General features: G+C 66.7%; 13 protein-coding genes. 10 read left to right on the top strand and 3 right to left on the bottom strand.

What is annotated here, in order from left to right; translation table 11 throughout:
- Positions 1-2,986: hypothetical protein (locus tag AB4Y80_RS13040; RefSeq protein WP_442214646.1), on the top strand; the 2,986-nt coding region annotated here is incomplete at its 5' end.
- Here AB4Y80_RS13040 and AB4Y80_RS13035 read toward each other — a convergent pair.
- The gene (locus AB4Y80_RS13035) at positions 2,976-3,992 is read right to left on the bottom strand and encodes a LacI family DNA-binding transcriptional regulator (RefSeq protein ID WP_442214644.1); all 1,017 of its coding nucleotides are present in this window, start codon (positions 3,990-3,992) and stop codon (positions 2,976-2,978) included. The genes AB4Y80_RS13040 and AB4Y80_RS13035 overlap by 11 nt on opposite strands.
- 212 nt (positions 3,993-4,204) lie before the next feature.
- Between AB4Y80_RS13035 and AB4Y80_RS13030 the strand changes: the two genes are divergently transcribed.
- The 6 genes from AB4Y80_RS13030 (at position 4,205) to AB4Y80_RS13005 (ending at position 10,639) form a co-directional block, all read left to right on the top strand.
- Entirely contained in the window at positions 4,205-4,408 is a 204-nt protein-coding gene (locus AB4Y80_RS13030) for a hypothetical protein (RefSeq protein WP_442214643.1), read from the top strand.
- Position 4,409: 1 nt separating this feature from the next.
- Complete coding sequence (locus AB4Y80_RS13025) at positions 4,410-5,945, top strand: sodium:solute symporter family protein (protein WP_442214642.1); 1,536 nt, start codon at positions 4,410-4,412, stop codon at positions 5,943-5,945.
- 4 nt (positions 5,946-5,949) lie between these two features.
- The gene (locus tag AB4Y80_RS13020) at positions 5,950-7,065 is read left to right on the top strand and encodes a class II histone deacetylase (RefSeq protein ID WP_442214641.1); all 1,116 of its coding nucleotides are present in this window, start codon (positions 5,950-5,952) and stop codon (positions 7,063-7,065) included.
- 34 nt (positions 7,066-7,099) lie between these two features.
- On the top strand, positions 7,100-8,533 hold the full coding sequence (locus AB4Y80_RS13015; protein WP_442214640.1) for an amidase: 1,434 nt from the start codon (positions 7,100-7,102) through the stop codon (positions 8,531-8,533).
- Positions 8,534-8,676: 143 nt separating this feature from the next.
- Positions 8,677-9,906: an MFS transporter gene (locus AB4Y80_RS13010; protein WP_442214638.1), complete on the top strand. Its 1,230-nt coding sequence runs from the start codon at positions 8,677-8,679 to the stop codon at positions 9,904-9,906.
- A gap of 136 nt (positions 9,907-10,042) precedes the next feature.
- Positions 10,043-10,639 (top strand): ferritin, encoded by a 597-nt coding sequence (locus tag AB4Y80_RS13005; protein ID WP_442214637.1) that lies wholly within the window; start codon positions 10,043-10,045, stop codon positions 10,637-10,639.
- 91 nt (positions 10,640-10,730) lie between these two features.
- Here the strand turns inward: AB4Y80_RS13005 and AB4Y80_RS13000 are convergent, their stop codons facing one another.
- Both AB4Y80_RS13000 and AB4Y80_RS12995 read right to left on the bottom strand, forming a co-directional pair.
- The gene (locus AB4Y80_RS13000; RefSeq protein WP_442214635.1) at positions 10,731-11,771 is read right to left on the bottom strand and encodes an NAD(P)-dependent alcohol dehydrogenase; all 1,041 of its coding nucleotides are present in this window, start codon (positions 11,769-11,771) and stop codon (positions 10,731-10,733) included.
- A gap of 114 nt (positions 11,772-11,885) precedes the next feature.
- Entirely contained in the window at positions 11,886-12,785 is a 900-nt protein-coding gene (locus AB4Y80_RS12995) for a helix-turn-helix domain-containing protein (RefSeq protein ID WP_442214634.1), read from the bottom strand.
- Positions 12,786-12,968: 183 nt separating this feature from the next.
- On the opposite strand from AB4Y80_RS12995, the gene AB4Y80_RS12990 reads away from it, so the two are divergent.
- The 3 genes from AB4Y80_RS12990 to AB4Y80_RS12980 all read left to right on the top strand — a co-directional run bounded on the left by AB4Y80_RS12990 (position 12,969) and on the right by AB4Y80_RS12980 (position 15,428).
- Positions 12,969-13,412: a YkvA family protein gene (locus AB4Y80_RS12990; RefSeq protein ID WP_442214633.1), complete on the top strand. Its 444-nt coding sequence runs from the start codon at positions 12,969-12,971 to the stop codon at positions 13,410-13,412.
- Between the two features lie 193 nt (positions 13,413-13,605).
- A complete protein-coding gene (locus AB4Y80_RS12985) occupies positions 13,606-14,544 on the top strand; it encodes a redoxin family protein (protein ID WP_442214632.1) in 939 nt (312 codons plus the stop codon).
- A complete protein-coding gene (locus AB4Y80_RS12980) occupies positions 14,541-15,428 on the top strand; it encodes an EamA family transporter (RefSeq protein WP_442214630.1) in 888 nt (295 codons plus the stop codon). The genes AB4Y80_RS12985 and AB4Y80_RS12980 overlap by 4 nt, the downstream gene beginning before the upstream one ends.
- The last annotated feature ends 17 nt before the right edge of the window (positions 15,429-15,445 follow it).

Here is a 15,445-nt window from a genome sequence, read left to right as displayed (position 1 = left end):
CACGCACCTGGACCGGCTCCGGGCCGGCTACCGGCGGCGGGACCGCGCCGGCGTGGCCGCGGCGCGCCGGGCGGCCGTCCTCGAGCACCTGCAAACGGCCGGACCCGCGCCCGAGTTCCTCGGGCTGCCCGAGGAGCTGCGCTCCGGCGACGCCCGCCTCGACGCGACGCTGGCGGACCTGGTTGCCCGCGCGGCGACGCCCCGGGCGGCCGCGCCGGCCCAACGCCTCTTCGACGAGCTGGCCGCCGCCTCGCGCGTCCTCGCCGCGTCGGGCGAGACGCTGCGCGCCCGGCCCCAGCTGGGCGTCGACGCCGGCGACTTGGCAACCCTCGCCCGCAACGACGACCTGCAGCTGCCCGACGCCCTGCGCCTGGCCACCCGGGGGATCGTCACCGCCCCGCGGCCGTACCTGCGCTGGGAGCCGATCCCCTCGCCCGCGTTCGTGGCCCGGCAGGAGTTCGGCACGGGGGAGCAGCCCGCCCACCTGGTCGTGCGCAGCGGTGCCCCTGCGGACGACGCAGAAGGGGAGGACGGGCCGGACGCCCGGCCCACATCCGAACGGCACATTGCCCCGCCCAAGGCGACCCAGCTGGAGGCCGAGGCCGCCGGGATGTTCGACGCCGCCATCGGCACCGGCGACGCCGCCGAGATCCGCCGGCTGTACGCCGTCGCGCTGGCGGAGCGGGGCACGCTGCTGGATAGGTTCGCGCCCAGCCTCACCGACCCCCGCGGCACGGACGAGCAGCCCGGGATCGCCCTCAAGGACCGGCCCGGCGCGGACACCGGCTCGACGCACCGGGCCACCCTGGACCAGATCACCGCCGATCGCGGCCGGCCCATCGGTGAGGGCCAGTACGTCGTGCACGACACCGACGCGCTGCGCCTGCCGTACCTGCCCGACCCCCACGCGAGCGGCGTCTCGCTGGTGTTCTACGAGGCGGGCGCACCGCACATGCTGGCGGAGCCGCGCGCCCTGCAGGCCGTCACGGTGCCCTACCCGGGGACGTGGCCGTCACTGCAGCCGCTGCGGCTCATCCTGGAGCGCGGGGACGTGCTGGACGCCCGGGTGGCCGGCCACGAAATCCACGTGGCGCTCCCGCCGGGCGAGCAGGTGCGCGTCGCGGTCTCGAGCACCCTGGAGACGCCGGCGTTGGAGCAGTTCGGGCTGTGGCGCTCGCACCTGGCCAGCGTCGCCGACCCCGCGGACGGGTACACCGTCGACGAGGTCGTGGCCGCGGCCGCGCTCATGCGCGCGGCGTCCTCCGGCTGGACCTGGTGGCTGACCCCGTCGACGGAGCTGCGGCTGGTCCATGCCGTGCCCGCACCGGTTCGGGCGCCGCAGTTGCGGGCGCTGGAGGTGTTCCTGCGCCCGCCCGGGCGCCCGGTTGTGGCGCTCACCGGACTCGTCGACGTGCACGGCTCCAGCACGGACACGCTGCTGGTGCGCGCGGAGTGGACCGAGACGGTCGACGACGTCTCGGCCCCCGGTCCGCAGGAGGTGACCAGGTCCGACGTCGTGGTGCGCTCCGCCGTCGCCGAACGGGAGCGGACCGGGGTGCTGTTCCTGTACGACTTCCAGCCCACCGGCGCGTTGGCGCAGGCGCTCGGCCCCCTGGGCTTCCACCGCATGCTCCAGACGTTCAAGGACACGCACCACCGGCGCGTCACGTATGTGCCGTCCGGGACGACGCGGTACGCGGAGTATTTCGCGCACGTGCCCGAACCGGGGGACCCGGCGCTCGCCGGTGAGCCGGTGGTGCTCGAGATTCCCTCTTCGGCCCGGCCGGCCGCGCCGCTGGTGCTGGATGCGGTGCCGCTGCTGCGCTGGGAGGAGGAGACCGAGCCGGAGGAGCCGTTCGCGTGGCGGCAGGTGCGGCGCTCCGGGGTGCGCCTGTGGCTGGCGCGCCCGTGGTTCTCCTCCGGTGACGGCGAGCTGCTGGGGGTGCTCGTGTTCGACCCCGACGAGTGGGTGGAACAGCCGGACGGCTCGTGGACCCGCCAGCCGAAGGCCGAGCAGGCGCCGGACGGGGCGACGAGCCTGTGGGGAGCCGACCCGATCGTCCAGCACGGCGGCGGCACGACGTCCCCGACCGTGCCCCCGCTGCTCACGGTCGACCAGTTGGTGCTGGACGTGATGGAGACGGCGGCGGCCGGGAGTGTGGGCATCTCGCCGCCGCTCGGCGGCGAAGTGCAGGGCGGGCGCGACCGCGGGTGGCCGGACGCGCCGGGCAACCCGGTCGCCGTCGCCGCGTCCCTTCCCTTGCGGGACGTCCGCAACCACCCCGCCGTGCGGGTGCTGGGGTACCGGCCGGAGTACGACGAGCAGTCGGGCCGCTGGTTCGTGGACGTGGCCGTGGCCGAGACGCCGGCGCTGTGGCCGTTCGTGCGCCTCGCGGTGGCCCGGTACCAGCCGCACTCGATCCCCGGGAGCGAGCTTTCGCCGGTCGCGCTGTCCGGCTGGGTGCAGCCGCTGCCCACCCGGACGCTGACGGTGAGCCGGCCGGACGCGCGGCACGTGCAGGTGACGCTGACGGGCGTGGTCAGCTGGCTGCGCTGGGATCCGCACGGCGCACCGGAGCTTCCGGGGGAGCAGCTCAGCGCGGACAGCCCGACCGGCGATGCCGCCACGCGGGCCTCGCGGCTGCAGCAGTCGCGCACGGTGCGCGCCACCGTGCAAAGCCGGGCCCCGGGGGCGGGCGACCTGGAATGGGAGACGGTCTCCAGCGCGCTTTTGTTGGCCGTAAGCGTCCAGGAGACCGGGGGTTGCCGGGCCACCTGGACCGGGTCGGTGGTGCTGCCCGCGAACGCCGGGACCCCGGCGGGGGATGCGGCCGGCTACCCGGGGCTGCGCCGGCCCGGAGGCACGGAGTCGCTATGGCGGGTGCTGGTCGAGGAACACGAGCTGCTCGACGCCGATCCGACGACGCCCGGGGCGAGCTCGTCGCCGGTGCCGCGGCTCGTCTATGCCGACGGGGTCACATTGTAGTTCCGCTGGTGTCTGCTGCGGCAACAGCCGGTCGCAGATGGGCCTCGTGGAATTTGTGGAGCCGTATGGTCGCACCGGACTGAAGGATTTCTTCCATCATCCGGGCGGCCTCCCGTCCAAACTCGAACGGGGTGAGATCCAACGCGGTAATCTTCTCGTTCATCAATTCCGTCGCCGGGTCACCGACAAGCGCCGCCAAATGAAACTCTTTTCCTATCTTGTAGCCCAGCGATTCAAGAATGGGCTGGGAGCGTCCTGCCAAACCCTGTGGTGCGCAGACCAGGGCGTCAATGCTGGAATCGGTGATCAGGCGTCGGACCGCCGAGTCCAGGTCCTGGGAGGTGGGAGAGACCGCAATCGTGGCCAATTTCGGTTCAATTCGATGGTCCTCACACCACGCCAAATAGGTATCCCGGACATCGCCTGCCCAGGGGGAGTCGAACATGGCGTCCGGTGCCATCAGGGCCGGCAGCCGGGCACCCAGGCGCACCAGTTGATCGAGAACCTGCCTTCCCATCTTGTAGTTGTCCACCTCAATGACCCCGTCCGCCAGCCGACTGTTGGACCCGCGCATCGGTCCGCCCGTGACCAGGGGAACACCGGTCCGGGCAAGGCGTTCAATGACGGGGTCGTCGGGGAGCGGGTCCGCAACAATGGCCCCGTCGATCTGCGGACCCATCTTTTGGGTCGGCTCTGACGTCCGGCCAAAGAGCGTCACGTCATACCCCAGGGCTGCCGCCTCATCAACCACACCAAAGGTGAACTGCATGTAGAACGACTGCATGCGCACCTGCGCCGGAATATAGAGTCCCCAGGCACCCGTACTCTGTACCCGCAGCTGCCTGGCCGCACGATTTGTCACATAGCCCATGCGGGCCGCGGCTTCGACGACGCGCCGTCGGGTGGCCTCGGACGATCTGCCCTGGCCCGTCAGGGCACTCGAAACAGTGCTCTTGGACAGGTCCAAGGCGCGCGCAATGTCAACGATCGTCACTGCTCTGGTCATGGCTGGGACCCCTTCGGCATCATACTTCCCTAAGTCAGATGCTCTCACACGCGACGGCCCTTCCCGTGGACGTCCAAAACCGGCTCCGGACACCCTGCCGTCATAAATCTCTATCCCTTGACATGAGACGTGCATCACACCAATACTAGAGCGAGCTGGAACGTTCCAGCAATCGATTTGGGCGGCGACGCCCACAGTCCGGAGGACCGAATATGGTTGAAAATCAACATGCGAAGCGGGTGATCGGTGTTCTGATCGTCTTGGACATCATCGTCGTCTTGTTTCCCACACTTCACTGGTCCTTGACCAGTGGATCCCCGACAATGTCGGTCGCCTACGTCCTGGGATCAGCCGTGTGGGTTGTGCTTTCCCTGTTCGTCATGGCCGCCCTGGACAAAAAGCAAAAGGAGTCCTGACATGGACATGCTGATCGGGTATGGCGGAATAGCACTATTCTTCGGACTCATCGTCTTTGTGCTGGAAAGAACCAAGCGTAAGGAGGTTTCCTTCAGCGACTACGCCACGGGCGGACGCTCCTTCGGGTCCATCTTCAGCACCATGGCATTTGTGAATACCTGGTTTCCCGGGACGATATTCATTTCCTTTGCTGGCCTCGCCGCCGGTGCCGGCGTCATCGGATTCTACGTCCTTCACTACTCGCTCCTGGCGGTCGTGGTGATGTTCTTCCTGGCCAAGCCGGTGCATGTTTGGGGTAAGAAGTTTGACATCAGGACCCAAGCGGACCTCTTGGGCCTGCGATACAACTCCAAGCCCGTCAGGGTCATTGCCGCCCTGATCGGCATTGTCGCCACGGTCCCCTGGATCATCCTTGGCATGCAATCCCTCGGACTGGTCTTTAGGTACCTGTCCTTCGGCTCCGTCGGGGCGGCCGCCGCGATCGTGATCGGCGTCATCGTCATTTCCGCCCGCCAGATCTGGACCATCAAGTTCGGCATGCGCGGCATTGTCATCAGCGACATGGTGCAGGGGATCTTCGCCTACATTCTGGGCACCTTCGCCATCCTCGGACTGCTCGTCTGGCTTGTGACGAACGGCCACGGATTCGCCCAGGTCGACCCCGCCCACTTCCACCTCCCGGGCCCCACCAGCGAACTTGGCGGGCTGTACTTCTTCGCCATCGTCCTGACCGGCGCCCTGGGCGGTTGGTGCTGGCCCGATATCTTCGTTCGACTTTTCAGCGCCAAAAACACGAAGACCATCAAACAATCGGCGGTCCAGGCAGCGCCCCTGCTGCTGATCTTCGGCAGCTCCCTGTTGCTTCTTTCGCTGCTTGCCTCCAGCTATCCCGGGGTCAAGGACGCCCCCGATGATGTGTGGTTCATCGTCTCCGGCGTTGGCGGTGTCCTCATGGTGACATTCGCCGGCATCTGCGTCCTCGCCGCGACGATGGGGAATATCGGGGCAAACCTGCAGGCCCTGGGAACCCAGGCGGCCAACGATGTGATCGGGGTCGGCCGGGCAAAGCGGCTCGACGATCCCAAGAGCGCGAAGATCGTCGTGGGAGCCCTGACCGTCATCTCCGCCCTCGGGGCGCTGGCCCTCAAGAACGTCTCCGGCGGCCTCGTGGTGCTCGCCCTCGTTTCCTACCAGGGAATCGTGCAGCTGGCTCCCACGCTTTTCTTTGGCATCTTCTGGCGGCGCGGCAACGCGGTTTCCGCAACCGCCTCGATGCTCACCGGCTTCGCGACCGCCTGCGTTCTGCAGTGGTTCTATCCTGTGTCCATCCCATGGCTCGGGGGACTCACCTCGGGAGTCGCCGCCCTCGTCGTCAATGCCCTGGTCTATGTTATTTGTGCCTTTGCCATCCGCCAGCCATTGGCCGAACAAGACAGGGTCAAGCAGTTGTTCGATCATCTTCGAGAATCACCCGCCGCGGACGAGTCTGCGCACCGACCCCTGGCGGAATCCTCCGTCGGATCTGAAAGGAATTAGCAGAATGCGACGCACCGGCTACATTTGGCACGAACTCTATGCATGGCACGACACCGGGACTCATGCGGGCGTGATCCCGGCCGGCGGCCCGGTCCAGCCCTATCTCAACTTTGAAAGTCCCGAATCAAAGACCAGGATGGCATCCCTCGTGGAGGTCTCCGGGCTGATTGATGATCTCGTCAAAATCCCGGCGCGACCCGCCACGGAAGAGGACGTGCTGCGGATCCACACGCCCGATTACGTTGCGCGCATCAAGTCCGACAGCGAAAAGCACGGCGGCGACGGAGGAGATGGCTGGACACCGTTCGGGAAAGGATCCTTTGAGATCGCGCTCCTCGCCGCCGGGGGCACCATTGCGGCGACCGAGGCGGTACTCAATGGCACGGTTGACAACGCGTATGCGCTGGTGCGGCCTCCCGGGCATCATGCCGTCCGGGACTCCGGCAAGGGATACTGCATCTTCAGCAACGTATCCGTCGCCATTGAATATGCCCGCGCCGTGCACAACATCGAACGGATCGCCATCGTCGACTACGACGTGCACCACGGCAACGGCGCCCAGGACATCTATTACAGCGATCCCAACGTGCTGACGATTTCGATTCACCAGGAATTTCTCTTCCCGGCGGATTCGGGCACCCTGGCGGAGCGTGGGGACGGCGCGGCACACGGAACATGTATCAATGTGCCGCTGCCCGCCGGGTGCGGAAACGGCGCCTACACCGACGCCATCCAACGCGTCGCCGGCCCGGCCATCCGGGCCTTCCAGCCCCAGCTCATCATGGTATCGAGCGGATTTGATGCAAGCGCGGCGGATCCGCTGGGCAGAATGGCCGTCACGGCCTCCGGCTACCGGGACATGGCCACCGAGCTGGTCTCCATTGCCGAGGAGGTGTGCGAGGGACGGGTGGTGTTCTCCCACGAAGGCGGATATTCACCGGTCTACGTGCCTTTCTGTGGCCTGGCCGTCCTGGAGGCACTCTCCGGGAGCCAGACGGGAGTTCAGGACGCGTTCAGCGACCTCTTTGAGGGCTCGCCGGCCCACAGCCTCAAGCCCTGGCAGGATGACGTGATTTCCGCTGCCGAGGAGCTGGCGCAACAGCTTCAGCTCAAAGTCTAGGACCCGGCTCCCGCACGAGCAGACAGGACAAGAAATGAACAGTGAAGAACTTAGCTGGCTTCCGGCGACAAGCCTGGCGGCTGCCGTGAAGGACGGTGAACTCGCTTCAACCGACGTTGCCGCGGTCATGGCCGACCGCATCGAAAACGTCAATCCGGTGCTCAATGCCTTCGTTAGCTACGAGCGAGACCAGATCCTGGCCGACGCGGCGGACCTCGACGCGAAGCAGGCGGCAGGGGAGGAGTTGGGCCCACTCCACGGCGTTCCGTTTTCCATCAAGGTGCTCACGCCGATGAAGGACCTGCCGTTGACCGCCGGCCTGCTGCCCCTGCGGGACAAGGTGGGCAGCCGCGACGCCGCCCTCGTCCGACGCATGAAGGCCGCAGGGGGGTTGTTTCTCGGTAAGACCAACTCGCCGGAGAGCGGCTATTACGGTGGCACGGACGGACACCTGTATGGTCCCACGCACAACCCATGGAAGCACGGCTACACGCCCGGCGGATCCAGCGGCGGTGCCGCCGCCGCCGTTGCCGCCGGGCTGGGCCCCCTCGCCGAGGGAGGCGACGGGGCAGGATCCGTTCGCATTCCGGCATCCCTGTGCGGCGTCGTCGGGCTTAAGCCCTCGCTGGGGCGAATTCCGCAGTCCATCTTGGAAGGCCGGCATCACACCTGGGTGTTCCACGGCCCCATTACCAGGACAATCGGCGACGCGGCCCTGATGATGAATGTCATCTCCGGACCGGACCCCGAGGATCCGCTGAGCCTGCCCAGGGACGGCATTGATTACACCGAAGAAATCAAGAAGGACATCACGGGCTGGAATATCGCCTATTCCGACGATCTGGGTCTGGGCTACGTTGACCCCGAGGTCGCCCGGATCTGCCGGGAAGCCGTCATGGCCTTTGAATCACTCGGTGCACGGGTCACGGAGGCCACCCCTGGCTGGGCGCATCCGGAAAAGGCGATGTGGGAGGGAATCTGGGTGCCCGCCTATGCCGGTGGCTACGACCTCCTTGACTGGAACTCGATGCAGGGGCAGGTCGATGAGAATCTCATCAACATCATGCGGGAGGCGGAGAGTCTTACCGCGGTTGACATTGGCCGTGCCGATGCGTTCCGTGGCCGCATGTATGACACCTTTACCTCGTTCATGTCCGACTATGACCTGCTCATCTCCCCGACGCTGAGCACGGCAGCCTTTCCCCTCGAGCAGTTCGCGCCCCCGTGGTTGGCGGGTGAATCACTTCGGCGCCAACTGCTTGGCTGGCTCCTGACGTATCCGTACAACATGCTGACGACGCCGGCGATCACCGTGCCGGCGGGATTTACCGCCGATGGCCGTCCCGTGGGTCTTCAAATCGCTGGCCGGCACCACGCGGATGCCGCCGTCTTGCGGGCGGCGGCCAACTTTGAATCGGCCCGTCCTTGGGCCGATTTGAAGCCGAACATGTTGCTGGCGCCACACTAATTCGACCTTGAATCCACGGCGGAGTCGCCGTGCGGTCCCAACGGACCGCGCGGCGACGGACAACGCGAACAAGTGGCATCCGGCGTCCGGCAACTCCTCCATGACGGTCGATTCGTCGGCGCCGCAGATTATCAAAGAAGGCAATGTTGAACTCTAGAATCCTCGGGACACTCCCGAGCCGCCAATCCCCGCCTGGGCGGGCGGGTCTGGTTCGGGACAAGAAGACCTGGATACGGTATGGCCAGTTGGGGGTCTTCGCCTTCCTCATTGACGGCTATGCGCCAACGGTGTCACTTTTGGCCGATGATTTGGGGCTTTCCCTTTCCCAGGCTGCCATGCACGGCCCGGCCGTCGGGTTGGGCGTTCTCTTGGCGGGAGCCGTATCCGCCCGGTTGACGGCAATATGGGGGCGGGAAGCGCTCACCTGGATGGGCCTCTTTGGAATGTGCGCAGGAGTCTTTTCATACTGTTTTAGCGGACAACTTGCTTTTACCCTCGCGGGAATAGGTGTCGCCGGGTTCTCGGGTGCATTGTTGATGGCTGCGGGAAATGCTGATCTAGCCGCCCGGCACGGCAGTAGGGGACCGCAGGCACTGAATGAGGGAGCGGCAGTGTCCCAGGGAGTCGGACTGGTTGCTCCCTTGTTTTTGGGACTGGGCGCTGCCGGCGCGTTGGGTTGGCGGGCGGGCCTCATGGTGCTCGTCGTCCTGTCCGTGGCGCTTGCATCCGTCGGCCTGGCACGTGGCACCAGGCGCCGCGCCCCATCGTTTCCCCAGGGGAAAATTCGATCCCTGGCTCCCCAGCGCATGTCTCCCCGGTTTTGGGCCATGTGGCTCTGCTTTGTCTGCCTTCTTGGCATCGAGTTCTCCATGACAATGTGGACCCCCATGTTTCTGAGCGAACGAACCGGCTTGAGCGCGCCGCTTGCCACGGCGGCCATTACCGTGACGCTTTCGGGCATGATGATTGGCCGCTTCGTTTTCGCCCGGCTGGTCGCCTCCAGGGGACTGGATGCGCTCCTCCTGGCTGCCATCGCACTTTCTCTCCTCGGATTCACGGTCTTCTGGCTGACCACGACGGCGGTGATTTCCTTGGCGGCCCTGTTCATCGTGGGGCTGGGGATCTCCGGGCAGTATCCTTTGGCCTTGGCCAGGATGATTCAATCCTCGGATGGCCTGACAGACCGCGCCACGGCGTTGGCCTCCGTGGGCATGGGGCTGGCGCTGGCATCGGCGCCGGCGGCACTGGGCGTGCTGGGGGATCGAATGGGGATCTCCACCGGAATTCTTTTGGTGCCGGTTCTCGGAATCTTGTCAGTTTCCCTTATTGTTCTGGTCCCGGTTCGCGGGAATTGCGCAAGTCGCTGGGAGTGACTCCTCCCGGGAAGGGGGTATTGACGCCCGCCTCCCCAGCGGCGCAAGCTCATGGTAGGCCCTCCGGCGATGCCGGGCCCAGCCGGGCCTTTCTGCCGCCGGTCCTCAGCCGTGAACGCAACTCGAGGAGCGCCCCATGAACGCCACAAAATTCAACGATCTGCTCGCCAAGCAGGTAGGCATTGAGTTTGCCGCGTCCCAGCAATACATTGCCGTTGCCGCCTGGTTCGACGGGCAGGACCTGCCCCGGCTGGCCAAGCACTTCTACCGGCAGTCCCTGGAGGAGCGGAACCACGCGATGATGATGGTCCGGTATGCCCTGGACCGCGGCATTAAGATTTCCATCCCCGGGATCGATCCGGTCCGGAACGACTTCTCCTCGGCCGAGGAACCCCTGCTCCTGGCCCTTGCCCAAGAGGTCGAGGTCACCGACCACATCAAGGAACTCTTCGCCGCGGCGCGGGAGGAAAACGACCCCCTGGGTGAACAGTTCATGCTTTGGTTTCTCAAGGAGCAGGTGGAGGAGGTTGCGTCCATGTCCACGCTCCTGAACGTCGCGCGCCGCGCGGACAACCTCTTCGACGTCGAGATGTTCCTGGTCCGCGAGGAGGTGGGCGACGCCGGACAGCGCGGCGGCGGCCACAGCCACGGCGGCCATCATGGTCACGCCAGCGGCCTCGGCGGACCCGTCCACGGCTCGGGTGCCCCGAAGGCGGCCGGCGGAGAACTCTAGGTGCCCTCCCGGACGGACCCGCTGGCCCGGGCCGCGTCGGCCGTCCGCCCCGGCCGGCGGCCCGCGGATCTGCCGCCCTGCTGATCATCGTCTACAGCGTGGCGGCGTCGATGACGAAGCGGTAGCGAACGTCGGAGGCCAGGACGCGTTCGTAGGCGTCGTTGATCTTCCCGGCCGGGATGACTTCAATCTCGGCGCCGATTCCGTGCTCGGCGCAGAAGTCGAGCATCTCCTGGGTCTCGCGGATGCCGCCGATCGCGGAGCCGGCGAAGGACCGGCGTCCCTGGATGAGAGAGGACGCCTGGACAGGCAGCGGTTCGGCCGGGGCACCCACGTTGACCAGGGCGCCGTCGAGCGTGAGGAGTTGCAGGTAGGCGTTGATGTCAAGGGCGGCACTGACGGTGTTGATCATCAGGTCGAAGCTGCCGGCGAGCTCGGTGAAGGTATTCGGCTCGCTCGTGGCGTAGTAGTGGTCGGCGCCGAGGCGCAGGCCGTCCTCCTGCTTCTTGAGCGACTGGGACAACACGGTGACATCGGCGCCCATGGCGTGGGCGATCTTCACGGCCATGTGGCCGAGCCCGCCCAGACCGACGACGGCCACATTCTTGCCCGGGCCTGCGCCCCAGTGACGCAGCGGTGAGTAAGTGGTGATGCCCGCGCAGAGCAGCGGGGCGGCAACGTCCAGGCCCAGGCCGTCGGGAATGTGGACTACAAAGTTTTCCGTGACGACGACGTGGGTGGAGTAGCCGCCCTGGGTGATGCGCCCGTCCCGGTCCACGGCGCCGTAGGTGCCGGTGTTGCCGGCCAGGCAGTACTGTTCTTCGCCGGCCTGGCAGTGGGCGCATGCGCCGCAGGAGTTCACCATGCAGCCCACCCCGACTCTGTCGCCGACGGCGTGCCGGGTGACGGCGGAGCCGACCTCGGTGACGATGCCGGCAATTTCGTGGCCCGGCACCAGCGGGTAGCGTTGCGGACCCCAGTCGCCACGGACGGTGTGGATGTCCGAATGGCAGATCCCGGCGTACTTGATCTCGATGAGGACATCGTGCGGGCCGACGTCGCGGCGCTCGATGGTGGTGGGGATGAGCTCGCCGGCGGCGGACGGGGCGGCGTAGGCGTTGACGGTCAGCATGTGTGGTCTCCTGTGGTTGGTTTTTCGAAGGCGGGGAGCGGCGGCGTGGCTGCCCTCCCTCCATCCATTCAACGGCAGGTGCAGGTCGGCAAACAGGCCCTCTTGTGAGGGGTACTAGCAGGGACCCCAACGTTGCAGACCGCTACCGCGTTCGGCTTCGGTCAGCGGTGCATGGGTGGTGGCCGTCCAGCTGGCCAGCAGCCGCAGGCCGTCCTCCGAGGAGGATCCCGGCTCGGCGCTGTAGGTGAACATGGTCAGGCCCGGTGAGGCGGGCAGTTCCAGGGCGTCGAAGTGAACCTCGAGCAGGCCCACCACCGGGTGCCGGAGAGTCTTGACGCCGCTGCGGTGGAGGCGGACGTCGTGCTGGGCCCAGCGCCGGCGGAAGTCCTCGCTGCGGGTGGACAGTTCCCCAACCAGCTCCGTCAGGGACTTGTCGAACGGGTTGCGCCCGGCCTCGGCGTGCAGCATGGCCACGGAGGTGTCGGCAGCCTGGTTCCAGTCCGGATATAGCGACTTGGAGCGGGGGTTGAAGAAGGCGAACCTTGCGAAATTCGCGGGCCGCATCGGATCTTCGAAGACGTCGGCGTACAACGCGCGGCCCAGGTCATTGGCGGCGAGAACGTCCAGGCGGCCGTTTTGCACGAAAGCCGGGATGCCGACCATGCCGTCCAGGATGCGCTGCACGCTGGCGTGGATGCCCTGGGCGGGCGGTCGCCGCACCCGGGCGGCGGGCCCCGCCGCCCGGGCAAGATTGAACAAGTGGTCGTGCTCGGCCTCGTTCAGCTGGAGGGCCCGGGCGATGGCCTCCAGGACGGAGTCGGAGACGCCCGCCAGGCTGCCGCGCTCGACGCGCGTGTAGTACTCCACGCTCATGCCGGCCAGCAGGGACACCTCTTCGCGGCGCAGCCCAGGGACGCGCCGGATGCCGCCAAAAGTGGGCAGCCCGGCCTGCTCGGGCGTGAGCCTTGCCCTTCGGGAGGCAAGGAATTCCCGGATTTCGCTGCGGTTGTCCATGGACACAACGTTACGTCGCCCGACGTGTGCCGTGGGAGGTACTGACAGGGCCTGTGAGGTGAAGCAACCGACACCCTTCTCCTCTTCAATACCCCGGCCGCTAAACTAAACCTTGTTAATACCCAGATACTCCCGAACGGCAATGTCATCGTGAACCACACCGTGCCCAACGGCGATTAGCCGATGACGTGGCAGACGCTGCTTGGAATCTTGGCCGGACTGGTGGCCGTTTACGTGGCCCTGTTGGTGGCATTGTGGGTTTATGCCCGGCGCCATCCGGACACCGTGGGCATGAAGGACGCCCTGCGGTTGCTTCCGGATTTGCTGCGTGTGCTCCACCGCCTGGCCGGGGACAGGACCCTGCCGCGGAGCGTGCGGATCAAGCTGGCCCTGCTGCTGGCCTATCTGCTCTCGCCGTTGGACCTTGTCCCGGACTTCCTGCCCGTGATCGGGTACGCGGACGACGTGATCGTCGTCGCCGTCATCCTGCGGTCGGTGATCCGCTCCGCCGGCCCCGGGCCACTGCGCCGGCACTGGCCCGGGACGCCGGCCGGGCTGCGCACCATTGAACGGCTCGCCGGGCTCCCGGGCGGCACCCTTCCATCGACGACGGCGGAGCACCCTTGAGCTCCTTCGCGCCGACCGGGCCTCATGCTGGAAGGGTTCACCCGGGGCCGGCACGGTGGTGATCTGGGAACTGTCCGGCAGCGGCAAACAGCACCAACAGTTCGCCATGAAACTCATCGCGGGGCCGTGCCAAAAGAGGGCCATTTGACCCTCCCCCTAAGGGCAAGGTTTAGGGTGATCTCGGGAGGTAAGAATGCGCATAGGCGAGTTGGCTGAACGGGCCGAGGCATCCATCAAGGCGGTCCGCTATTACGAGCGGCTGGGCCTGGTTCAGCCAGGCCGTCTGGCCAATGGCTACCGCGACTACTCCGGACATGACCTGCGCGTGATCCGGGAAATACGTGCCTTGGCAGGGTTCGGGATCAACCCCGCCCGCGCCGCGCCGTTCATTGAGTGCCTCGACGCCGGCCACCAGCACAGCGACGAGTGCCCGGCGTCGCTGGCCGCCTACCGGGACAGCATCGCGGAGCTGGACCGGACCATTGCATCCCTTGCCTCCCGGCGCGAGCTCCTGGCCGAAAGGCTTCAGCGGGGCGCGTCCCGAACGTTTGGAACGGAAGTCACAACCGTGATCGACTACTCGAAAGTACTGCCGGAGAATCTGCCCATCCCCGAGGACGACGGCGCCGCCGACCACTTGGTGGGCCTCGCCATGCCGGCGCTAACCCTGAAGGCCACCGACGGCAGCCCCGTGAACCTCGCCGGGCTCGGCGCCGGCCGGACCGTCATCTACCTCTACCCCCTGACCGGCCTCCCCGGGACCGACCTGCCGGCCGGGTGGGATGCGATTCCCGGCGCCCGCGGATGCTCCACGGAGGCCTGTGATTTCCGTGACCACTTCACCGTGCTGCGGGACGCCGGTGTTGCCAACGTCTACGGGTTCTCGAGCCAGGATCCGGACTATCAGCGCGAGGTGGCCAGCCGGCTGAGCCTGCCGTTCCCCATGCTGTCCGATCCCGGTTTTTCCCTTGCCGCGGCGCTGAAGCTCCCCACCTTCGCGGCGCCGGGCCATGACCGGCTTTACACGCGTCTGACCCTGGTGGTGAAGGACGGGGGCATCGAGCACGTCTTCTACCCGATTTTCCCGCCCAATACGCACGCGCAACAGGTGCTGGACTGGCTGCGGGAGTGAGCCTGCCCGGCTCGGGAGCCGCCACCGTCCCACCCTGGATGCTCGCCGTGGCAGCCATGGTGTCCGTGCAACTATGCTCGGCGCTGTCGGTATCCCTGTTTTCGTTGGTGGGCACATCCGGGGCCGCGTGGCTGAGGCTGACGGCGGGGGCCGTGTTCTTTATCCTGATCTGCCGCCCGGACGTGCGCGCCATCCGCCGCGCCGACGTGCCGCTCATCCTTGCGCTGGGCGCCACCACCGGCATGATGACGATCCTGTTCCTGGCCGCCATCTCGCGGATCCCTCTCGGCACGGCCGTCGCCATTGAATTCCTCGGCCCACTTGCCGTCGCGGCCTTCCGCAGCCACCGCCTGGGCGCCATGGCGTGGCCGGCCCTGGCTTTGGCCGGCGTCGTGCTGCTTACGGAACCATGGCGGGGCAGGGTTGACCTCGCCGGTGTCGGCCTGGCTGTCCTTGCGGCAGGATGCTGGGCCGTCTATATCCTGTTGACGCAGAAATTGGGCGATCGCTTCTCCGGGATCCAGGGCCTCGCCCTGACCGCACCCGTTGCGGCGGTCGTGTCCGCGTTTTTTGGCCTGCCCCAGGCGGCGGGCAACCTCGGATGGGGCGTCATCCTGGCCTCCGTGGGGCTGGCGCTCCTCATGCCCGTCATTCCATTCACCTTCGAACTCCTTGCCCTGCGAAGGATGACGCACACGGCCTTCGGCACCCTCATGGCGCTTGAGCCCGCCTTCGGTGTACTTCTCGGCCTGGCACTTCTCCACCAGGCGCCGTCGGCTGTTCAGGTGCTCGGCATCCTGCTGGTTGTCACGGCCGGGGCCGCCGCGCAACCCAATGGCCGCCGCCTTGAGTACGCCCATGGTGGGATTACGATAAATAGTTGAAGCTACAAGTAATCGGT

The sequence above is a fragment of the Specibacter sp. RAF43 genome (genome assembly GCF_052114065.1).
Taxonomy (GTDB): Bacteria; Actinomycetota; Actinomycetes; order Actinomycetales; family Micrococcaceae; genus Specibacter.
The sequence above is the reverse complement of the archived record's forward strand: the minus strand, read 5'-3'. Positions and strand labels throughout refer to the sequence as shown.